Raw genomic sequence first — 22219 nt, 5'->3', positions numbered from 1 at the left:
GCCGTCCCGGCTCTGCACGTTCTCTGTCGGCGCACACGGGGTGGCCCGTCGGGCCGTCGACGGTCCACGCGACCGACCTCGATGTCGGTGCCAGCCGGTAGCGTCGGGACATGGCCTCGACCGTCTCACCGCCCCTCTCGAGTCCGGCCCGAGCCTCGGTGCCGCCGGTGCTCGACGACTCGCAGCGGGCCGTGCTCGACCTGGCCGACGGGCGGTCGGCCGCGGTCCTGGGTGCCCCGGGCTCGGGCAAGACCCGCACGCTCGTCGAGTTCGTGGTCGACCGCGTCGAAAGGCGCGGTTGGGGTCCGGCCGCCGTCATGGTGCTCGCACCGACGCGCTCTACGGCGACGACGCTCCGTGACGTCATCGCGTCGAGGCTCACCGTGCCGACCCCGGGGCCCCTGGCCCGCACCGTCTCGTCCCTGGCATTCGACGTGGTCGGCCATGCGGCGCGGCTCGTCGGCCTGCCCACGCCGACCCTGCTGACGGGCGGCGACCAGGACAGCATCGTCCGTTCCCTCCTCGAGGGGCACGAGGTCGACGGCACGGGCCCGTCCTGGCCCGAGGGGCTCGGCCCGACCGTTCGTCGACTCCGCGGCTTCCGCACCGAACTGCGCGAAGTCCTCATGCGGTCGACCGAGCACCGCATCGGGTCCGAGGGGCTCCGACGAGCCGCCGAGAGGGCCGACCGGCCCGAATGGGCGGCGGTGGCCGACTTCCGCGACGAGTACCTGAGCGTCCTCGACGCCGCACGGGGGCGGCACCTCGACTCGGCGGACCTGGTCGACTACGCCGTCGCCGCCCTCGACCGCGGCGAGACCTCCCCGGTCGTCGAGGGGCTGAGGGTCGTCCTCGTCGACGACGCGCAAGAAGCGACCGAGTCGACCCTGGCGCTGCTCCGCGCCCTGACGCGGCGGGGTGTCGCCGTGGTCGCGTTCGGCGACCCCGACCTGTCCACCAGCGCATTCCGCGGGGGCACGCCCGACGTGCTCGGTCGTCTCGGCCCTCGGCTCGGCCTGTCCGACGTCGAGACCCTGTACCTCTCGACGGCCCATCGGCACCAGCCTCCGTTGCGTGATCTCGTGCAGCGGGTCACGTCGCGCATCGGGACGGCCGGTGCCGGGCGCCAGCACGCCGCGGTGGCGGCTCCGGCGCTCGAGCCCTCCGAGGCCGGGGGAGCGGCGGACTCCGTGGCGGTCCCGATCGTGACCGTCCGGGCCGACAGTCCGAGCCACGAAGTGGCGTCGGTGGCCCGCCTGCTGCGCGAGCACCACCTGGTCCGCAGGGTGCCGTGGTCGCGCATGATGGTGGTCGTCCGCAGCGGTGGACAGGTGGCCGGAGTCGCCCGGGGGCTGCAGCTCGCCGAGGTCCCGACCCGCACCTCCGTCGCCGGACGCGCGGTGCGCGACGAACACGCGGCCCGCCACCTGCTGCTCGCCGCCGCCGTCGCCGTCGGTCGCGACGAGCTCACCGTCGAGCTCGCGACCGAGCTGCTGCTGGGGCCGCTCGCCGGCTTCGACGCGTTGTCGCTCCGACGCCTGAGGCTCGCCCTGCGAGCCGACGAGCTCGGCACGGGCGGCGTCCGCTCGGCCGACGACCTGCTCGTCGAGGCGCTCGAGGGGGCCGGTCGCTTCGTCACGATCGACTCGAGGTTCGCGGCCCGAGCCGGGCGTTTCTCGACCAGTCTCGACGCGGCCCGCCGTGCAGCCGCGACCGGCGCGAGCATCGAAGAGGTGCTCTGGGGCCTCTGGGAGCGCAGCGGACTCGCGGCCGAGTGGTCGGCCCAGAGCGACGGTCGCGGCATCGTCGCCGCCGAGGCCGACCGTCACCTCGACGGTGTCGTCGCCCTGTTCACGGCCGCCAAGCGCTTCGTCGAACGCACCCCCGAGGCACCCGCCGGTGCCTTCCTCGACTCGCTGCTCGGGGCCGAGGTACCCGAGGACACCCTCTCGCCGCAGGCGACGGCCGAGACCGTGCTGGTGTGCTCGCCGTCGAACGCCGTGGGCATCGAGGTCGACGTGGTCGTCGCCGCTCGGCTGCAGGACGGCGTGTGGCCGAACCTCCGGGTCCGGGGCGGCCTGCTCGCCCCCGACGAGCTGGTCGACCTCGCCGAGCGCGGCCTGCTCCGCGGTGGTCCGGTCGACGACCACGAGGACGAGCCGGCAGCCCCCTCCGACGCGCGGGCCACAGTTCTGTCCGACGAACTACGCATGTTCGCCCTCACCGTGTCGCGGGCCACCCGACAGGTCGTGCTCTCCTGCACCTCGAACGACGACGAGGGGCCCTCGCCGTTCTTCCGGCTGCTGCCCGACGGCTGCCCCGAGGCACCCACCGGGCACCCCCTGTCGCTTCGAGGACTCGTGGGGCACCTCCGTCACGTGCTCGTCTCGTCGCCTCACGGACCACGGGCCGACGACGCGGTCGACGCGTTGGCCCGACTCGCCGGCGAAGGCGTGGCGGGGGCGTCGCCGGACGACTGGTACGGGTTGCTCGACCCGAGCACCGTCGAGCCGCTCATCGACCTGGAGGCTCCCGAGGCCCACGTGCCGGTCTCGCCGTCGCAACTCGGGTCGTTCGAGGAGTGCCCCCTGCACTGGTTCGTCGACCGGTTCGGCGGGTCCCCTCCCAACGCGGCGATGGGTCTCGGCACGGTGCTGCACGACGTGATGGAGCACGCCGAGGGCACCGACGTCGACTCGCTCTGGCAGTCCGTCGAGGGGCGCTGGCCCGAGCTCGAGTTCGAGTCGGCCTGGATCGCAGAGGCCGAGAAACGCCGGGCGCGCGACATGACCGAGAGCCTCTCCTCCTACCTGCGGGACTTCGAGGCGTCGGGCGGGAGCCTGCTCGGCGCCGAGTCCACCTTCAGCCTCGACATCGGGCCGGCGCGTCTGCGCGGGTCCATCGACAGGGTGGAGCGCACCCGCGAGGGCGCCGCCGTGATCGTCGACCTCAAGACGGGCCGGTCGGCCCCGACGTCGCCCCAGGCCGTCGCCGAACACCCCCAGCTGGGCAGCTACCAGGTCGCCCTCGCCGATGGTGCCGTCGAGGCCGTGCCCGAGGGCACACCTCCCGGCGGGGCGAAGCTCGTGATCGTGTCGTCGGGCGTCCGGGGCAAGCTCTACCGGGAGCCCGCCCAGGGGGCGTTCGACGGCGACCGACTCGCGGCCTTCCGTGCCCGAGTCGTCGACGCGGCCGAGCACATGGCGGGCCGGGTGTTCGTGGCCCGCCTCGACGACCACTGCGAAGGGCGGCACGGCGGATCGTGCCGCATCCACGTGGTGGGCGAGGTGAGCGGCTCGTGACGGCCGGAGGCCGCGCCGCCGACGGGGGTGGCGCCGCGGGCACGCGTGACGGGGTGGACGGTCGTGGCGTCGACGGCACGACGCGCGCCTCCTCGTCCCGGCTCAGAGCAGCCGAGATATCCGAGGCGCTCGGGCTCCCCACGCCGACCCCCGAGCAGCAAGCCGTCATCGAGGCCCCTCTCGAACCCGCCCTGGTCGTCGCGGGCGCCGGCAGCGGCAAGACCGAGACCATGGCCAACCGCGTGGTGTGGCTGCTGGCCAACCGTCTCGTCGGCGTCTCGCAGGTGCTCGGCCTGACCTTCACCCGCAAGGCCGCCGGCGAACTCGGTGAGCGGATCGAGCGGCGCATCGGCCAGCTCGCCGCCGTCGGACTGCTCGGCGACGAGGCCGATCCCTTCGACGTGCCCACCGTCTCGACCTACAACGCCTTCGCCAACGCGATCTTCCGCGACAACGCCCTGCGGGTCGGTCGAGAGAGCGAGTCGCAGGTGCTCGGCGATGCGTCCGCCTGGCAACTGGCACGCTCACTCGTCGTGGGCAGCCACGACGAGCGCCTCGCGGGGCTCGGTCGAAGCGTCGACGGCATCACCGAGGCCGTCCTCCGCCTGAGCCACGCCCTCAGCGAGAACGTCACCGGGCCCGAGCCCGTGGCACACCTGGCCGACCGGTTCCTCGACCTCGCGAGTCTTCCGTCGACCAAGGGCAGCGCCTACAAGTCGGTCGTCGACGCCGTCGGCGCGGTGTCGGCGCTCCCGCCGCTGCTCGACCTAGCCGTGGCCTTCGCCGACGAGAAGGCCCGTCGGGGCCTCGTCGAGTACTCCGACCAGGTGGCCCTGGCCCTCGAGGTGTGCGACACGGCGCCGAACGTCGTGGCCGAGTTGCGCGACCGCTACCGCGTCGTGTTGCTCGACGAGTACCAGGACACCAGCGTCGTGCAGACCACCTTGTTGTCCCGCCTCTTCGAGGGCACCGGGGTGATGGCGGTCGGGGACCCCCACCAGTCCATCTACGGGTTCCGGGGTGCCAGCGCCGCGAACCTCGGACGGTTCCCGGTGGACTTCGGAGCCCGGCCCGATGCGGTGTTCAGCCTCTCGACCAGCTGGCGCAACGCGTCACGAGTGCTCGACGCCGCGAACACCGTCGTGGCCGAACTCGCGCGGTCCTCCGGGGCGGTCGTGGGCGAGCTGCGAGCCCGGCCGGGTGCGCCCGAGGGGCGCGTCGAACTGCTCTTCGACCAGACGCTGCCGGGCGAGGCCGACCAGGTCGCGGCCTGGCTGCAGAGCGAGCTGGCCGTGCCCACGATCGTCGACGGCGAGCCCGCCCGCCGAACGGCGGCGTTGCTCTTCCGATCGAAGAAGACCATGCCCGTCTTCGTCGAGGCCCTCGCCGCTCGCGGCGTCAGGTACCACGTGCTCGGCGTCGGTGGTCTCCTGCAGCGGCCCGAGGTCGTCGACCTCGTGTCCTGCCTCCGGGTGCTGCACGACCCGTCGGCCGGTTCCGAGGCCATCCGTCTGATGGCCGGTGCCCGATGGCGGATCGGCGTTCGAGACATCGCCCGGTTGCGCGACGTCGCCTCGTGGCTCTTCTCGCACGACCACGCCCAACAGCGCCTCGACGACGAGGTCGCCGCCGGGTTCCGGGCGTCGGTCGCCGCGGGTGAGCACGGGTCGATCGTCGACGCCCTCGACTTCGTGGCCACGGCGCCCGTCACGCATCGGCAGCTCTCCGAGTTCAGTGACGAGGGGCTCGTCCGCCTGAGGCGGCTCGGCTCGCAGCTCGCCTTCCTCCGGGCCCGCACCGGTCTCGATCTCGTCGACCTGGTCACGCTGGTCGAGCACGAGATGCTGCTCGACGTCGAGGTGGCGGCGGCCACCGGCGCGCCGTCGGGGGGCGCGTGGCTGCAAGCCTTCGAAGACGAACTGGCAGGGTACGTCGCGACCGACGAGAACGCCGGCCTCGGAGGCTTCCTGTCGTGGCTGGCAGCCGCCGAGCGGCGTGACGACATGGGTCCGCGGTCCGAGCAGGCCGAGCGGGGCACCGTCCAACTCCTGACCATCCACGGCTCCAAGGGGCTCGAGTGGGACGTCGTCGCGGTGCCACGACTCGTCGAGGGCGAGTTGCCCGGCACCTCCCGCGAAGGCGTGGGGTGGCTCGGTTTCGGCGAACTGCCGTACGAGTTCCGCGGCGATGCCGCCGAGCTGCCCGTGCTCGGCTGGCGGGGCGTGGCCGACCAGAAGGAGTTCGACCAAGCGCTGAAGGCGTTCAAGGACGAGTTGGTCGTCCGGCACCAGGCCGAGGAACGGCGGCTGGCCTACGTCGCACTCACCCGGGCCCGAGACGCCCTGCTCGTGAGCGGCTCCTTCTGGACGAGTGCCGTCCGCCCCCGCCCTGCCAGCCGGTTCGTCGTCGAATTGGCCGAGCGTGGGCTCGTGCCGACCGGTGACCTCCCCGAACGACCCGACGACGACGAGAACCCCCTGGCCGCCGCATCCCGAGAGCTCAGCTGGCCGCTCGACCCCTTGGGGCAACGCCGCGCGGTGGTCGAGGACGCCGCTGCACGGGTCACCACGGCCGTCGACCGGCGCTCACGAGACGAGCCCGCCGACACGCAGCAGCCAGGCACCGCGTCGAGATGGTCGTCCGACATCGACCTGCTGCTGCTCGAGCGCGACGCCGCGCGAGCGGGCGCCGGGGCGGTCCCCCTTCCCCAGCGCATCCCGGCCTCGAGGTTCAAGGACTACGTCGACGACCCCGCCGCGGTCGCCGCCGCGCTCCGTCGTCCCCTGCCCGAACGGCCCTACCGGGCGACCCGCCTCGGCACGCTGTTCCACGAGTGGGTCGAAGAGCGCTTCCGGCCGACGGGTCGTGCCGAGACCCTCGACGCCTGGGGTGACGAGAGCGATCTCGACGACGAGCGGGTCGGCTCACCCGGGTCGGGGCCGATCGATCCCGACGACGCGAGGCGGTTCGAGCAGCTGGTGACGACCTTCGAGCGCTCGGCCTGGGCGTCTCTCGAACCGACGGACGTCGAGCTCGAGATCCACCTCCCCCTCGGCAGTCGCACCGTCATCTGCAAGATCGATGCCGTCTTCGAACGCGACGGCCGGTTCGAGGTCGTCGACTGGAAGACGGGCAAGGCACCCACCGACGACGCCGACCTCGAGCTCAAGCAGCTCCAGCTGGCGCTCTACCGCGAGGCCTACGCGCGATTCAGGGGTGTCCCGGCGGACACGATCGACGCGGTCTTCTACTTCGTCGCCGACGACGTGGTGCTGCGGCCCCGGCACGTGGCCGACCGCGACGAGCTCGTCGAACTCTGGCAGCGGGTCGAGGCGTCGACTCAGACGTGACGGCGCTCGGTGGCCTCGAGCAGGTCCTCGACGCCGTCCACGTCCAAGGCCGCGGTCGAGCCCGAGCCGATGCCGGCCCGTCGGTCACCGGGCAAGGAGTCGACCAGCTTCGTCATCATCTCGACGGCGTCGTCGACCACCGACGTGTTCTTGGTGCCGGTGCCGTGCAGCAGCCACTTCGCCAGGTCGAGTTCGCGGTAGAGGGTCGCCCGGTGCCGCAGCTGGTGGTCGCTCGTGCCGCGAGCGGTGTTGTAGGCGTCGAACGCCGTGTCGACCGCCGTCGGGCTCGGGGCACCCAGCAACCAGGCGAGGTCACGGGCGGGGTCACCGACCTGGAGGTCGTGCCAGCCGAGCACACCGCTGACCGTGTCGCCGAGGACGAGCACCGAACCGGCGTCGAGGGAGCCGTTGACGACCGTGGGCTGGAACTGCCACAGCACCGAGTCCTGGATCGCGGCTTCCCATCGCTCGAGCAGCGCGGCCGGCAGGAGGCGGGTCGAGGCCGCACGATCGACCAAGGCCGCCGACGAGCGCATGGCCTCGAACGGGGTGTGACTGATCAGCCCGGCGTCGGTCACGAAGCTCGTCGGCAGCGAGTGGATCGCCGCCACGGCACGGCCGAGTGCCGTCGGGAGGTCGCTGGTGGCGGTCAGTCGCGAGATCGACAGGTGCTCGCCGGGGACGACGTCGTAGACGATGCCGCGAGTGCGGCCGATCGGGGCCTGACCCCGGTAGGCCGGCACGTCGAACGAGAGCCGCCCTCGGACGCCTGCGCTCAGGGCACGGAGGGCGACGAGATCGGCCGACTGCTCGGCCTCGGCCCGTTGCGAGCGAGGGACGCGGACGATGCAGTGCTCTCCGCCACGGCCGTCGACGAGTGCGGAGTCGAAGTCGCCGCCCGTCTCGCTGCCGTGGCGTGACGCACGCGTGACGTCCAGGTCCGCGACGGCGGCCGTGGCCAGCGCGGCTAGAGTGAGATGAGATCTGGCCATGCCCTCAGGGTAGGCCGCCGCACGCGATGCCCTGCCGTGCGCCACGCTGTCAACTCGCGATGATTGGTCGTCCGATGTCCTCGCCTCTCACGTCCCGGCTCCCGCTGTCCCGACACCAGGTCGACCGGGACTACCTCACCCGTGAGCGTGACGGAGTCGTCGACGAACTGCTCGCGTCGGAGGTGACCCGTGTGCTCCCGGTCTGGCGGGGGCGGACGTTGATGGCCTCCCCGGATTCCCTCGCGCTCCTGCCGGCTGCCGCGGTGCCGGCCGCCGACGACTACGTCTACCTCGGTGTCTCGAAGGACCCCTCCGCCGTCGAGCCGGTGGGCACACCCCTCCTCGCTGCGCTGCTCGACGACGAGCGCGCGCGGTCGCTCTCGTCCGACGACTCCGCCTGGGGCAGTCCTCGCGTCTCGGGAACGGCGTTGAGTGACCGGGACGCGGGCCTCGCCGTCGAGGCCGTCGCCGTGGCGAACTGGCACGACTCGCACCGGTTCTCGCCGCGCACCGGCCGCCGCCTGGTCACCGACAAGGCGGGCTGGGTCCGTCGCGACCCGGACGACGGCCACGAGGTCTTCCCCCGGACCGATCCTGCGATCATCGTCGGCGTCACCGACGCGGACGACCGACTCCTGCTCGGCTCGAACGCCCTGTGGGAGCAGAACCGGTACTCGTTGCTCGCCGGCTTCGTCGAGCCCGGCGAGTCCCTCGAGCACGCGGTGCAGCGCGAGATCTTCGAGGAGTCCGGCATCAACGTCGTGTCGCCTCGATACGTGGGCTCGCAACCGTGGCCGTTCCCGGCGAGCCTCATGCTCGGCTTCCGGGCCGAGGTCGACGCCGACGACCCGGGGATGCTCACGCCTGACGGGGCCGAGATCCTCGACCTGCGCTGGTTCAGTCGTGACGACCTGGTCGCCGGCCTGGGCGAGATCGTCCTGCCCGGACGGACGTCCATCGCCCGGGCGATCATCGAGGACTGGTTCGGCGGCGAGATCGACCAGTGACCGAGGCCGCCGACCTGATCGCGGGGCTCGACGAACAGCAGCGCCGTGCGGCGTCGAAACTGCTCGGCCCCGTGTGCCTCCTCGCGGGTGCCGGTACGGGCAAGACCCGTGCCATCACCCATCGCATCGCCTACGGGGTCGCCACCGGCGTGTACGCCCCCAACCGCGTCATGGCGCTCACCTTCACCTCACGCGCGGCCGCCGAACTGCGCGGCCGTCTGCGTCACCTGGGCGCCGGGGGAGTCTCTGCACGGACCTTCCACGCCTCGGCCCTGTCCCAGCTGTCGTACTTCTGGCCGCAGACCATGGGTGGTCAGATGCCGCGGCTCCTCGACAGCAAGGCCAAGGCGCTCGCCCACGCCGCCGAGTCCCTGAGGCTCAAGATCGACACGGCGGCGTTGCGCGACCTCGCGGCCGAGATCGAGTGGCGGAAGGTCTCTCGGCTCACCCTCGAGGACTATGCCGAGGCGTTGCCGAGCAGGTCGTTGCCGCCGGCCATCAGCGTCGAGAAAGCCGTCGACCTGCACCGTGCCTACGAGGCCGTCAAGGACGAACGGCGACAGCTCGACTTCGAGGACGTCCTGCTCGCGACGGTCGGCATGCTCGAGCTCGAGCCGCGGGTGGCCCAACAGGTGCACGAGCAGTACCGCTTCTTCGTCGTCGACGAGTACCAGGACGTCTCGCCCCTCCAGCAGGACCTGCTCGACCTGTGGCTCGGCGGCCGGAACGACCTCTGCGTGGTCGGCGACGCCAGTCAGACCATCTACTCGTTCGCGGGTGCGTCCTCGGACTACCTGCTCGGGTTCGGTTCACGATATGACGACGCCACGGTCGTCCGTCTCGAGCAGAACTACCGCTCGTCGCGGCAGATCGTCGACACGGCGAACCAACTCATGCGGGGCCGTCCGGGTGCCCTGCACCTCCACCCGGCCGTCGAGACGACGGGCCCGGTGCCGCCCGTGACCGAGTACGCCAGCGATTCGGCCGAGGCTAGGGGCATCGCCGAGACCATCGCCGACGAGATCCGGTCGGGAGTCGCGCCGGAGGAGATCGCGGTGCTGTACCGGGTCAACGTCCAGGCGGCGGCGATCGAGCGCGCACTCGCCGACGTCGGCGTGTCGACCCGCATCCACGGCGCGACGCGCTTCTTCGAGCTCCGTGAGGTGAAAGAGGCCCTGATGATGATGAAGGGCGCGGCGGTGAGCATCGTTGGCGAGCCGCTCTTCAAGACCGTCAGCGACGTCCTCCGGTCGCTCGGCTGGACCCAGGACGCACCCGACCAGAGAGGCGCGATCCGCGACCGCTGGGAGTCCTTGAACACGATCATGGGCCTGGCCGAGGCATCACCCCCCGGGACGACCCTCCGCCAGTTCGTCGACGAGCTCTTCGCCCGCCAGGCCGGTCAGCACGAGCCGACCATGGCCGCGGTCACCCTGGCGACGTTGCACTCCGCGAAGGGCCTCGAATGGCGCAGCGTCTACCTGATCGGCCTCAGCGAGGGCCTCGTCCCGATCAGCTACGCGAAGGACGACGCGGCGATCGACGAGGAGCGCCGCCTCTTGTACGTCGGCGTCACGAGGGCGCGTGAGCGGCTCCGGTTGTCGTGGAGTCGCTCGGGGCAGGGGCGCGGCGGCGAACGGCGGGTGAGCCGGTTCGTGGAAGAGCTGCGCACCCGCACTCCGGGTGCGGCGGCACGTCCGCGCGAGTGACCAGCCCGTCGGCGATCGAGATCGACTCGACCTCGGAGTCCTCGGGGGCGCCGTCCGCGCCGGTCAGACGGGACCACAGCCGGCGGGCGGCTCTCGTGGCGACCTCATGGACGGACAGCAGCGGAGGCGCGGTGAGGGGACGGGCGCTCAGCTGACCGGCGATCGCGGGCCAGGCACGGTCGGCCTCGCCGGCGTGGAGGTCGAGACACCGGGCGCAGGCCGTCGAACCGGGCACCGTCACGGGGCCGATCCGCGCGTGACGATCGCCCACGCGTACGACGAGGTGCGTCAGGTCGGACCTCACCCACTCTCGGACGACCCCGGGGTCGAGCACGTGCCCGCCGACCAGGACGCCCGTGGCGTGCCGCGGCGGAGCCAGGTCGGCGTCGGCCCGTCGGACGTCGGCACCGCAGGAGCCGAGGAGGCGCGCGACGGCATCGGCGACGGGGCCCGGCCCGCCGACGACGACGGTCGGCGGGACGACCGACCGGGTGTCGCCGCCCAGCGCGGGTCGCAGGCGCTCGACGGAGGCTTCGACCGCGGCGCGATCCAGGCCGAGGTGGGCGACGAGGGTGGGCAGGCCCCCCGCGCCGTGCCCCGCGGCGAGGGCCGCGACCACCCGCTCGTCGAGCCTGCTGACCGGACTCAGGACGAGCGTGGGGCGGTCGACGCCGACCTGGAGGGTCGACGGATCGCGCCAGACGACGGGGATGCGGGGATCGAGGACGAGGGGCATCGTCCGATCATGTCGTGGGGCCGGGGCGGATGAGGAGTTGTCCACAGGTCCGCCCGGGCCCCGGTGACGGTGTCCGTCAGGACCGGGGGGCGTCCTGGTCGGGCCCGGACTCGCCGGGCTCGGTCGCCGAGCCGTCGTCCCCCTCGCGGGGGCGGTCGTCGGTCGTGTCGTCGAGCAGGTCCTGGATCGCCTGGTCGACGTCGTCGAAGGTGGGCACGTCCGACGTCAGGCGGGCCACGAGGGCCTGCGGGTCGTCGACGTCGGCGCTGGTGGGCACGATGTCCGGGTGCGACCAGAGGTCGTCTCGGCGCTCGGCACCGACGGCGTCGGTCACGGTCTGCCAGAGGACGGCCGCCTCGCGGAGGCGCCGCGGCCGCAGTTCGAGGCCGACCAGGGTGGAGAAGGCCGACTCGGCAGGTCCGCCGGCGGCCCGGCGGCGGCGGACCGTCTCGGCGATCGCCGCGGACTTCGGGAGGCGCGCCGTGGCCTGGGCGGTCACCACGTCGACCCAGCCCTCGATCAGGGCCAGGGTGGTCTCGAGCCGGGCGAGGGCGGCGAGCTGCTCGTCGGTCTTCGGGGGGATGAGGGCCCCGCTCTTCATGGCTTCCTGGAGTTCGCCGGGGTTCGAGGGATCGAAGTCCACCGCGAGTTCTTCGAGCCGGGAGGTGTCGATGCGGATGCCCTGGGCGAACTCTCGGATGGACGAGATGAGGTGCAGGCGCAGCCATCGGGCGTGCCGGAACAGGCGGGCGTGCGCGAGTTCGCGGACCGCCAGGTAGAGCTGTACCTGGTCGGCCTCGATGTCGAGGCCCTCGCCGAAGGCGGCGACGTTCTGGGGGAGCAGCGCCGCCTGCTGCTCGTCGAGGAGCGGGATGCCGACGTCGCCGCCGGACACGACCTCGGTCGAGAGCTGGCCGACGACCTGTCCGAGCTGCATGGCGAAGAGCGTGCCGCCGACGCTGCGCATGACCTGGCTGGCCCCGGCGAGCATCGAGCGCATCTCTTCGGGAGCCTGCTCGCTGAGCACGCCGGTCAGGGAGTCGGCGATCGACGTGGCCACGGGCTCGGCGAGCTGGCTCCACACGGGCATGGTGAGCCGGGCCCACTCGGCGCGGGTCACGAGGCGGGGCGTGGCGGTGAGCTCGGCCACGAACGTGACGTCGTCGAGCCACAGCGCGGCGACGTGGAAGGCCTGCTCGAGGGCGGCGGTCTCGGCCGCGGTCGGCACGACGGCGCTCTGGGCGCCCACGGCGGTCGCCTGTTCGGTGGCGATCGACCAGTCGATGCCGTCACCGCTGCTGTTGACGGCGTTCTGCAGCTGACTCATGAGTCGCGCCACGAAGGCCGGGTCGTCGGGCAGCCCGGCGGCCCCGGCGAGCTGCGACGGATCGATCTCGGAACCGCCGGACAGGAACTGCCGCAGCATGTCACGGAACTCGTCCTCAGGCCCGCGCGGCGAATCATCGGTCATGCTGACTACGCTAGCTGCTGGCCGCACGAAGATCCTGGGATTCGGCCACCGCTCCGGGGGCGTCGCTCCGCTCGTGGCGAACGCGACCCGCGCCTCCCCGGCCGATCCCGAAAGGACCCTCCGTGGCCTTCTTCACGCCCCCGCGCACCGCCCCCTCGTCAGCACGCCGAGCGAGCAGGTTCGGCTGGCCCCTCCTGGGTGTCGCCGTCGTCTCGGCCGTGGTCCTGAGCCTCCTCCCGGGGCCCTACCTGATCGAACAGCCCGGCCCCGTGTTCGACACCCTGGGCAGTGCCGAGTACGAGGGTTCGTCCCAACCCCTGATCACCGTGTCGGGCCACGAGACCTACCCCACCGCGGGCACCCTCGACCTGCTGACCGTGAGCGTGCAGGGCAACCAGGACGTCCGGCCGGGCTGGGTCGACGTCGTCCGCGCGTGGGCGGACCGTAGCCGTTCGGTCATCCCGGTCGAGGCCGTGTACCCGTCGGGGGTGTCGAACGACCAGGTCGACGAACAGAACGCCGTCGACATGCAGAACTCCCAGAAGTCCGCGATCGCCGCGGCGCTGATCCACGAGGGATACGCCGTCCCCAGCGCCGTGACCGTCAGCCAGGTCTCCGAGGGGAGCCCTGCCGAGGGCGTCCTGCGCGAGGGAGACGTCCTGGTCAGCGTCAACGGCACCAGTCTCGCCACCGATGCGGACGTGGACGTCCTCCGCGGCCTGGTGGCGGCGAACGGGGCGTCGACGCCGGCGGAGGTGGTCCTCGAACGCGCGGGGACGAGCATGACCGAGCAGGTCACCCCGCAAGAAGTCGACGGCACGCCGCTCCTCGGCGTCGGGGTCAGCGTGGACTACACGTACCCCTTCGACGTCACGCTCAAGCTCGACCAGGTCGGCGGACCGAGTGCCGGCATGATGTTCGCGCTCGGCATCATCGACAAGACGACACCCGGCGAGCTCACCGGCGGCGCGAAGGTCGCGGGCACGGGCACGATCACGGCCTCGGGCGAGGTGGGTGCCATCGGCGGCATCCGACAGAAGCTCTACGGCGCTCGCGACGCCGGGGCGACCGTCTTCCTGGCACCGTCTACGAACTGTTCCGAGGTCGTCGGGAACGTGCCCTCCGGGCTGGACGTCTACTCGGTCGCCACGTTGGACGATGCGGTAACGGCGCTCGAGACGGTCGCGGACGGCGGCGACACGTCGTCCCTGGCCACCTGCACGGCCGGTCGATAGCGTTCGTGCAGCCCGCGCAAAGCTGAGAAGGGGACGCTGGGTCGGCCAGGCTCGACACGTAGGATGGCCGTCCACGTCCCCGTCAGCCAGGAGTCCACCCTTGACGTCACCCGCATCGTCGCGAACCGCACGACGCTCGCCCCGATTGCCCGTCCTGGTCACGGTGGCCGTCCTCGCCGCCCTGGTCATCGCCTTCTTCATCTTCTCGTCGCTGCTGACCGACTACCTCTGGTACCAGCAGCTCGGGTTCACGGGAGTGCTCACGACACAGTGGATCTCCCGCCTCGTGATGTTCGCGGTGGGCTTCGTGGCCATGGCGGTGCCGGTGTACGTCAGCATCGAGGTGGCCTTCCGGTTCCGGCCGGTGTACGCCAAGTTGAACTCTCAGCTCGACCGCTACCAGCAGGTCATCGAGCCCCTGCGTCGGGCCGTCGTCATCGGCGTCCCCGCCGTCCTCGGCCTCTTCGCCGGCATCGCCACGTCGACGCAGTGGCAGACCGTCCTCGAGTGGATCAACCGCACCCCCTTCGGTCAGACCGACGCGCAGTTCGGGCTCGACATCGGGTTCTACGTCTTCGAGCTGCCGCTCTACCAGGCCGTGGTCGGCTTCGCCTCGGCCGTCGTGCTCATCGCCGGCATCGCCGCCGTCGCGACCAGCTACCTCTACGGTGCCCTGCGCTTCACCGGTCGCGAAGTGCGCATCTCGAAGGTCGCGCGCATCCAGTTGGCCGTCACGGCCGCCGTCTACCTGCTCCTCCAGGGCGTGAGCCTCTGGCTCGACCAGTACGCGACCCTGTCCGACGGAACGAACAAGCTCCTCACGGGTGCCACGTACACCGACGTCAACGCGGGCATCCCCGGCAAGCAGATCCTGGCCGGGATCGCCGTGGTCGTGGCCGTCCTGTTCATCGTGACCGCGATCGTCGGCCGCTGGCGCCTCCCGGTCATCGGTACGGCCGCGCTCATCATCATCAGCATCATCGTCGGGGGCATCTACCCCTGGATCGTCCAGCGCTTCACGGTCGAGCCCAGCGAGCGGACGGTCGAGTCGCCGTACATCGAGCGCAACATCCAGGCGACGCGTGAGGCGTACGGCGTGGCCGACGTCGAAGAGCAGACCTACGATGCGAAGTCCGACGCCGAGGCCGGTGCCCTGGCCGGTGACGCCGTCACCACCGCGAACATCCGCATCATCGACCCCGCTCTCGTGACCGACGCCTTCGCCCAGCTGCAGCAGTACCGCCAGTACTACAGCTTCCCCGAGCAGCTCGCGGTCGACCGGTACACGATCGACGGCAACGTGCAGGACACCGTCATCGCCGTGCGCGAGCTGAACACCTCGCAGCTCGGCAACTCGGCGACCCCCTACAACACGACCTTCGTCTACACGCACGGCTACGGCGTGGTGGCGGCCTACGGCAACCAGCGGTCGGCGGACGGCCAGCCGGTCTTCCTCGAGTCCGGCATCCCGGTGACGGGTGCCCTCGGCGACGCCGGCGACTACGAACCGCGAATCTACTTCGGCCAGGAGTCGCCCACCTACTCGATCGTGGGTGGCGACGGCGGCAACGACATCGAGCTCGACTACCCGTCGGGCAGCAACGACAACGGCACCAACGAGACGACGACCTTCGAGGGCGACGGTGGGCCCAAGCTCGACAACGTCTTCAAGAAGCTCATCTACGCCATCAAGTTCCAGTCCGAGCAGATCTTCCTGTCCGACGCGGTGAACGACCAGTCGCAGATCCTCTACGACCGTGACCCCACCGAGCGCGTCCAGAAGGTCGCTCCCTACCTCACCATCGACAGCGCGCCGTACCCCTCCGTCGTCGACGGCAAGGTCGTCTGGATCGTCGACGGCTACACCACGACCAACGAGTACCCGTACTCGAAGCCGCAGGCGTTGTCCGACGCGATCGCCGACACGTACAACGACCGCCCGGTGTACGCCTCGAACAACATCAACTACATCCGCAACTCGGTCAAGGCCACGGTCGACGCGTACGACGGCTCGGTCAAGCTCTACGCGTGGGACACCAGCGACCCGATCCTGCAGACCTACGACAAGATCTTCCCCTCCACCCTGTCGCCGCTGAGCGACATGTCGGCCGAACTGCTCCAGCACGTCCGCTATCCGCAGGACATGTTCAAGGTGCAGCGGGCGATCCTCGGCACGTACCACGTGACGGACGCCGACTCGTTCTACTCGAGCGACGACGCGTGGGTCACGCCCAACGAGCCGACGAGCAACGCCCAGAACCCGCCGTTGCAGCCTCCGTACTACCTGACGCTGCAGCTGCCCGATCAAGACCCTGCGTTCTCGATCTACTCGACGTACATCCCGCAACAGTCGGGTGAGAACGCCCGGAACGTGCTGACGGGCTATCTCGCGGCGAATGCCGATGCCGGGTCGACGCCGGGCGAGATCTCGTCGGACTACGGCAAGCTGACGCTGCTGGCCCTGCCGCGCACCGACACGCTGCCCGGTCCCGGACAGGTGCAGAACAACTTCAACACCGACACGGCCGTGGCCAACCAGCTCGCTCTCCTCACCCGGGGTGACACGAGCGTCGTCCGAGGCAACCTGCTGACCCTGCCGGTCGGCGGTGGTCTGCTCTACGTCCAGCCGATCTACGTGAAGTCGAACTCCGAGACGTCGTACCCGGTCCTGCAGCGCATCCTGGTCTCGTTCGGAGACAAGATCGCCTTCGAGGACACCCTCGACGGCGCCCTCGACTCGCTGTTCGGTGGCAACTCGGGTGCGACCGCCGGAGACAACGGCGTGCCGACCACGGGTGACGGGACCGACGGCACGGGCACCGGCACCGGCGACGGAGCGACCGACGGTGGCACGGCGACCCCCGACACCGGCGGCACCGGATCGGGTACCGACAACGCGGCGCTCGACCAGGCCCTGGCCGACGCTCAGCAGGCCCTGACCGACCGTGCCGCGGCCTATGCCGACAACGACCTGGTCGCGGCGGCGGAAGCCGACACGCGCCTCCAGACCGCCCTCGAGGACGCGGTCGCCGCCAGCGGTCAGTAGGCCCGACCGGTGTGACGTCGACCCCCCTTCCGGCATGCCGGGAGGGGGGTTCGTCGTCGATCAGGCGTCGTGGGTGCCTCTTCCGGTGGCCCGATTGGACGGGGGCCGAACGGCGTGCTAGAGTCATCTCTTGTGCCGCGGGGTGGAGCAGTTCGGTAGCTCGCTGGGCTCATAACCCAGAGGTCGTAGGTTCAAATCCTGCCCCCGCAACAAGAACGAAGAAGGCCCCGGTCGAATGACCGGGGCCTTCTTCGTGTCCTCGTGCGCGTGATCGGGTCTGTGCCCCGGCCGCCGATCATGCCAAGGTTGAGGCATGTCGAGACTCCGGGTGGTCATCGCGCCCGATTCGTTCAAGGGAACCCTCGGCGCACCAGAGGTGGCGGCAGCACTCGCCGCCGGCTGGTCACGATCACGGCCGGACGACGTCGTCGTCACCCTGCCCTTGGCGGACGGTGGCGAGGGCACCCTCGACGCGTTCGAGCGGGCGTGCCCCGGGAGCGTTCGCCACGAGAGCGTCGTGGAGGGCCCTGACGGCCGCCGGGTCGACGCCCCCTGGCTCACGCTGCCCGACGGCACGGCCGTCGTCGAGCTCGCCTCGTCCTGCGGGCTCGGCCTGCTGAGCTCGCCTGCGCCGCACGACGCGAACACCCGCGGCCTGGGTGGCGTCATCCGTGCGGCCGTCGACGCCGGAGCCACCCGACTCGTCGTCGGCCTCGGAGGCAGCGCGTCGACGGACGGGGGAGCGGGCGCTCTGACGATCCTCGGTGCCCGCATCGTGGATTCCCTGGGGGAGCCCGTCGCCTCGGGCAACCATGGCCTCACGACAGCCGCCCGGGTCGATCTGTCGGGTCTCATCGCCCTCCCGCCCGACGGCGTCACCCTGTTGGTCGACGTCGACAGCCCCCTGCTCGGTCCCGACGGTGCCGCGGCCGTGTTCGGGCCGCAGAAGGGTGCCTCCGTCGACGACGTCCTCGCACTCGAGCAGGGTCTCGAGCGTTTCGCGAGCCTCGTCGACGTCGATCCCACGACGCCCGGGGCCGGGGCCGCAGGAGGAACGGGTTTCGGTCTGCTCGCCTGGGGTGCCCGTCTGCAACCCGGAGCGGTCGCCGTCGCCGAGACGGTCCGTCTCGCCGAGGCCCTGGCCCACGGTGACGTCGTCGTCACGGGAGAAGGATCGTTCGACGGTCAGACCGCCGCCGGGAAGACCGTGTCGCTCGTGCGTCGGATGGCCGACGCCGTCGGAGTACCGGTCGTCCTCGTCGCCGGTGCGGTCGACGCGCCTGCGGACGGCTTCGCGGACGTCGTCTCGACCACGCAGGTGGCCGGGGGCGTCGCCGAGTCCGCGACCCGCGCCTCCTACTGGGTGGGCGAGGCCGCCGCCCTGGTGGCGGGGCGGTGGGCGCGATGAGCGCCGGCAGGACGCCCGAGGTCGTCGTCGCGGTCGTGCAGACCGCGCCCGGCGACGACCCGGCGCGCAACCGGCGGACCATCACGGACCTCGCCGAGGAGGCGGTCCGCCGCGGAGCACAGGTGGTCGTCTTCCCCGAGTACTCGTCGTATTTCTCTCCCGACCTGGGCCCGGCGTACCTCGAGGCCGCGGAACCCACGGACGGGCCCTTCGTGCGCCACCTGACCGCGCTGGTCGACCGGCTCGGCGTCGTGGTCGTCGCCGGCCTCGTCGCCGTCTCGCCCGACCCGGCCCGGTTCGAGAACCTGCTCGTGGCCGTGGCGCCCGGTCGGGGCGTCGTCGCCCGCTACTCGAAGCAGCACCTGTACGACGCATTCGGTGGGCAGGAGTCCCGGTGGATCGTGCCGGGCCCGTTGGCCGTCGCCGCGACCTTCGAGGTCGGCGGGCTCGTCTTCGGTCTGCAGACCTGCTACGACCTGCGGTTCCCCGAGGTCACGCGGACGCTCGTCGACGCCGGGGCCGACGTCGTCCTGATGCCGGCCGAATGGGTGCGCGGTCCGCTCAAGCAGCACCACTGGACGACCCTCCTGACCGCTCGTGCGCTCGAGAACACCGTGTACGTGGCCGCCGCGGACCACGCACCGCCGATCGGCGTGGGCTGCAGCACGATCGTCGACCCGACGGGCGTGGCCGTCGCCTCAGTCGGGGACGAGGTCGACGTCATGGCAGTGGCCGGGGTCTCGGCCGACCGGATCGCCGCCGTGCGGCGCCTGAACCCGTCCCTGGCCCTGCGTCGGTACGACGTGGTCCCGCGCCGCGTGGGGGCCGGCGAGATCTCCACGGAGCGCTCAGACCGAGAGTGACGCGAGTCGGGCCGCGGCCTGCTCGAGCACCTCGACGCGCTTGCAGAAGGCGAAGCGGACGAGGGACGACTGCTCGGCGGCGAGCGCCGGGTGGCAGAAGGCGCTGATCGGCAACCCGACGACTCCGACCGATTCCGGGAGGCGCCGGCAGAGCTCGGCCGCGTCGTCGAACCCCAGCGGAGCGGCGTCGGCGACCACGAAGTACGAGCCGCGGCTCGCGCGCACCGCGAAGCCGGCCCGACGCAGCCCGTCCGACAGCACGTCTCGCTTGTGGGCCAGCGTGCGAGCGATCCCGTCGAAGTAGGCGTCGGGAAGTCCGAGTCCGACGGCGATCGCGGGCTGGAAGACCGAGCCGTTCACGAAGGTCAGGTACTGCTTGACGGCGACGATGCGGTCGACGAGTTCGGCCGGACCGGTCAGCCAGCCGATCTTCCACCCCGTCGTGTTGAAGGTCTTGCCTCCCGACGAGATGCTGATCGTCCGGGCCGCCGCTCCGGGCAGAGTGGCGAACGGCACGTGTGCCGCTCCGTCGAAGAGCAGGTGCTCGTAGACCTCGTCGGTGACGACGAGCGCGTCGTGCTCGACGGCGAGTTCGAGCAGGAGGCGCCTGGTCGCGTCGTCGAGGACGCTGCCCGTGGGGTTGTGCGGGTCGTTCAGCACGACGAGGCGGGTGCGCGGTCCGAAGGCCCGTCGGAGTTCGTCCGGGTCGACGACCGAGTCCGGACCCCGGAGCGGGACGGTGACGTGGACGCCGCCCGCGAGCCCGATGACGGCTCCGTACGCATCGTAGAAGGGCTCGAGCGTCACCACCTCGTCACCGCGGTCGACGAAGGCCAGGATCGTGGCCGCCAGCGCCTCGGTCGCCCCCGCGGTCACGAGCACCTCGCGTCGCGGATCGAGGTCGATGCCGTAGAACCGCCTCTGGTGGGCGGCGACGGCGTCGAGGAGGACGGGCATGCCCCGGCCCGGCGGGTACTGGTTGAGGCCCGAGCGCAGTGCCTCGTGCGCCGCCTCGAGGACCTCGACCGGGCCGTCCTCGTCGGGGTATCCCTGCCCGAGGTTGATGCTGTCCGTCGCCGTGGCGAGCGCCGACATCTCGGCGAAGATGGTCGGGGCGAGTCGACCGGCGGCGTCGAGGAGCATGGCGCCGCTCGCCGCGCGTTGCCAGGGTGCTTGAGGAGTCATGATCCCGTCACCGTAGCCGCGGTGGAGGGGCTCTGGGGAGGTCCCGTCCAGCCGCCGCATAAGCTGGGCGCAGTCCGCTCACAGGCTCGCCGTATGATCCGCCCAGCTTGGGCGACCAGGCTGTCAGGGCTTGGAAGGAGCACCATGACCGACACCCCCCGCCACGACGACGCCGACGACGGAGCACCGCGCACGCCCGAGGGCACCGCCGACGGTTCGCAGGGCGTCCCGGGCACCGACCGGGCCACGAACGACGGTGCCCAGCCCACGACGCCGTACCCGGCGGACCAGGGCGTCACCTACGGTGCTCCGCCTCTCCCCGGCAGCACGCCGCGAGCGGGCGAGTTCGAGTCCGGCCCCGACGGGCGCCGGAACGACGACTCGCAGCCTCGACCCGGCTCGTTCCCGCATCCGTCGTCTCACCAGCAGGCGGGTCCCTACCAGCAGCCCGGTTCGTACCAGCAGACGGGTTCGTACCAGCAGTCCGGGGACCCTCAGCAACCCGGTTCCTACCAGCAGCCCGGTTCGTACCAGCAGCCGTCCTCCTACCAGCAACCCGGGTCGTACCAGCAGCCGTCCTCCTACCAGCAGGCCGGGACCGACCCCTATCGGCAGCCGGACTCCGACCCGTCGGCGTTCGCGTACGACACGACGAACTCGTACGCAGCGGCTGGTTGGCGGGCGCCTGCGGAGAAACCGAAGAAGAGCCGGCGTGGTGCGGGGTCCGTCGCGGCGGCCCTCCTGGTCGGCGTCCTTGTCGGAGGTGCGGCGGGCGGCGGCGTCGCCGCGGTGCTGTCCCGCGACTCCGGGGCCGGCGTCTCGGCCACGGGTCAGTCGCGAGACCTGACGGTCAACGACTACGACGACGCGACGGTCGTCACGGCGGTGGCGGCGAAGGCCACGAAGTCGGTCGTCACGATCAACGTGACGGCGGGCGAGTCCGGCGGCACCGGCTCGGGCGTCATCCTGAGCGACGACGGCTACATCGTCACGAACACGCACGTCGTCACCCTCGACGGGGCGAGTGCGTCGGGTTCCGTCACCGTCACGCTCAGCGACGGCAGCATCCTGCCGGCCGAGGTCGTGGGCCTCGACCCCACCGTCGACCTCGCCGTGCTGAAGGTCGACGCGACCGGGCTCACCCCCATCGACTTCGCCGACTCGTCGGAGCTGAACGTCGGCGACACCGCCGTGGCCATCGGCGCACCGCTCGGTCTGTCTAACACGGTGACCGACGGCATCGTCTCGACCCTCAACCGCAGCATCACCGTGCAGTCCTCGGCCGCCCCGACGGACGGCAGCGACCAGGGCCAGCAGAACGACAACAACGGCCAGGGGCCCTTCTCCTTCAACAACGGCGACGGCGGCACGCAGAACCAGGCCAGCTCGGTCATCTCGCTGCCGGTCATCCAGACCGACGCGTCCATCAACCCGGGCAACTCGGGCGGTGCGCTGCTCGACTCGCAAGGAGAGCTGATCGGCCTCAACGTCGCCATCGCCAGTTCCGGAGAATCGTCCGGCAGCATCGGCGTCGGGTTCTCGGTGCCGTCGAACCTCGTGCAGCGCGTCGCCAAAGAGATCATGGCGAACGGGAAGGCCAGCCACGGCCTCCTCGGCGCCAGCGTGAACGACGCCACGAGCGACGCGGCCGCCACCCGGGTCGGGGCGCTCATCGTCCAGCTCAGCCCCGGTGGTGCGGCGCAGAACGCCGGCCTGCGGCAGGGCGACGTCGTGACCGAGTTCAACGGCGTGCCGATCAGCGACCGGACGGACCTCACGGCGCAGGTCCGGTTCCTCGCCGGTGGCGCGACGGCCGACCTCACCTACGTCCGGGACGGGAAGACCGACACCACGAAGGTGACCCTCGACACCCTGACCTCCTGAGGCTCTGCCCGGTCGGTGCGGCGGGGTGGGG

The 22219-nt window shown here is 71.5% G+C and carries 13 protein-coding genes and 1 tRNA gene; 11 read left to right on the top strand and 3 right to left on the bottom strand.

All coding sequences use genetic code 11. The features are described from left to right. Window positions 1-110: 110 nt before the first annotated feature. Together IFT36_RS02135 and IFT36_RS02130 are read left to right on the top strand one after the other, a co-directional pair. A complete protein-coding gene (locus tag IFT36_RS02135; RefSeq protein WP_200412315.1) occupies window positions 111-3302 on the top strand; it encodes a UrvD/REP family ATP-dependent DNA helicase in 3192 nt (1063 codons plus the stop codon). Next, window positions 3299-6652, top strand: a complete 3354-nt coding sequence (locus IFT36_RS02130; RefSeq protein ID WP_374058364.1) for a UvrD-helicase domain-containing protein — start codon at window positions 3299-3301, stop codon at window positions 6650-6652. The genes IFT36_RS02135 and IFT36_RS02130 overlap by 4 nt, the downstream gene beginning before the upstream one ends. Here the strand turns inward: IFT36_RS02130 and IFT36_RS02125 are convergent. Further along, entirely contained in the window at window positions 6643-7644 is a 1002-nt protein-coding gene (locus IFT36_RS02125; protein WP_056048636.1) for a phosphotransferase, read from the bottom strand. The genes IFT36_RS02130 and IFT36_RS02125 overlap by 10 nt on opposite strands. Before the next feature lie 74 nt (window positions 7645-7718). On the opposite strand from IFT36_RS02125, the gene nudC reads away from it, so the two are divergent. The 3 genes from nudC to IFT36_RS02110 all read left to right on the top strand — a co-directional run bounded on the left by nudC (window position 7719) and on the right by IFT36_RS02110 (window position 11129). Beyond that, complete coding sequence (gene nudC, locus IFT36_RS02120) at window positions 7719-8651, top strand: NAD(+) diphosphatase (RefSeq protein WP_200412314.1); 933 nt, start codon at window positions 7719-7721, stop codon at window positions 8649-8651. Further along, the gene (locus tag IFT36_RS02115; protein WP_200412313.1) at window positions 8648-10360 is read left to right on the top strand and encodes an ATP-dependent helicase; all 1713 of its coding nucleotides are present in this window, start codon (window positions 8648-8650) and stop codon (window positions 10358-10360) included. Before nudC ends, IFT36_RS02115 begins: the two co-directional genes overlap by 4 nt. Before the next feature lie 256 nt (window positions 10361-10616). Further along, complete coding sequence (locus IFT36_RS02110) at window positions 10617-11129, top strand: hypothetical protein (protein ID WP_200412312.1); 513 nt, start codon at window positions 10617-10619, stop codon at window positions 11127-11129. A gap of 43 nt (window positions 11130-11172) precedes the next feature. On the opposite strand, the gene IFT36_RS02105 is transcribed toward IFT36_RS02110, so the two are convergent. Next, window positions 11173-12567 carry a zinc-dependent metalloprotease gene (locus tag IFT36_RS02105; protein WP_123571542.1) on the bottom strand — a complete coding sequence of 465 codons (1395 nt, stop codon included), beginning with the start codon at window positions 12565-12567 and terminating at the stop codon, window positions 11173-11175. 122 nt (window positions 12568-12689) lie between these two features. Between IFT36_RS02105 and IFT36_RS02100 the strand changes: the two genes are divergently transcribed. From IFT36_RS02100 to IFT36_RS02080, 5 genes are all read left to right on the top strand, one after another. Beyond that, on the top strand, window positions 12690-13802 hold the full coding sequence (locus IFT36_RS02100) for a YlbL family protein (RefSeq protein ID WP_123571541.1): 1113 nt from the start codon (window positions 12690-12692) through the stop codon (window positions 13800-13802). 154 nt (window positions 13803-13956) lie between these two features. Continuing rightward, window positions 13957-16848, top strand: a complete 2892-nt coding sequence (locus tag IFT36_RS02095; protein WP_056049181.1) for a UPF0182 family membrane protein — start codon at window positions 13957-13959, stop codon at window positions 16846-16848. A gap of 136 nt (window positions 16849-16984) precedes the next feature. After that, window positions 16985-17058 (top strand) — tRNA-Met (locus IFT36_RS02090). 103 nt (window positions 17059-17161) lie between these two features. Next, on the top strand, window positions 17162-18256 hold the full coding sequence (locus tag IFT36_RS02085; protein WP_200412311.1) for a glycerate kinase: 1095 nt from the start codon (window positions 17162-17164) through the stop codon (window positions 18254-18256). Continuing rightward, on the top strand, window positions 18253-19119 hold the full coding sequence (locus tag IFT36_RS02080) for a carbon-nitrogen hydrolase family protein (RefSeq protein ID WP_200412310.1): 867 nt from the start codon (window positions 18253-18255) through the stop codon (window positions 19117-19119). The genes IFT36_RS02085 and IFT36_RS02080 overlap by 4 nt, the downstream gene beginning before the upstream one ends. Here IFT36_RS02080 and IFT36_RS02075 read toward each other — a convergent pair. Beyond that, entirely contained in the window at window positions 19105-20304 is a 1200-nt protein-coding gene (locus IFT36_RS02075; protein ID WP_123571723.1) for an aminotransferase class I/II-fold pyridoxal phosphate-dependent enzyme, read from the bottom strand. The genes IFT36_RS02080 and IFT36_RS02075 overlap by 15 nt on opposite strands. Before the next feature lie 144 nt (window positions 20305-20448). Here IFT36_RS02075 and IFT36_RS02070 point away from each other — a divergent pair, with 144 nt between their 5' ends. Next, window positions 20449-22188 (top strand): S1C family serine protease, encoded by a 1740-nt coding sequence (locus tag IFT36_RS02070; RefSeq protein ID WP_200412309.1) that lies wholly within the window; start codon window positions 20449-20451, stop codon window positions 22186-22188. The last annotated feature ends 31 nt before the right edge of the window (window positions 22189-22219 follow it).

Source organism: Frigoribacterium sp. CFBP 13605 (assembly GCF_014839405.1).
Classification (GTDB): domain Bacteria; phylum Actinomycetota; class Actinomycetes; order Actinomycetales; family Microbacteriaceae; genus Frigoribacterium.
Note: the sequence above shows the minus strand (reverse complement) of the source record. Positions and strands in the feature narration are given on the sequence as shown.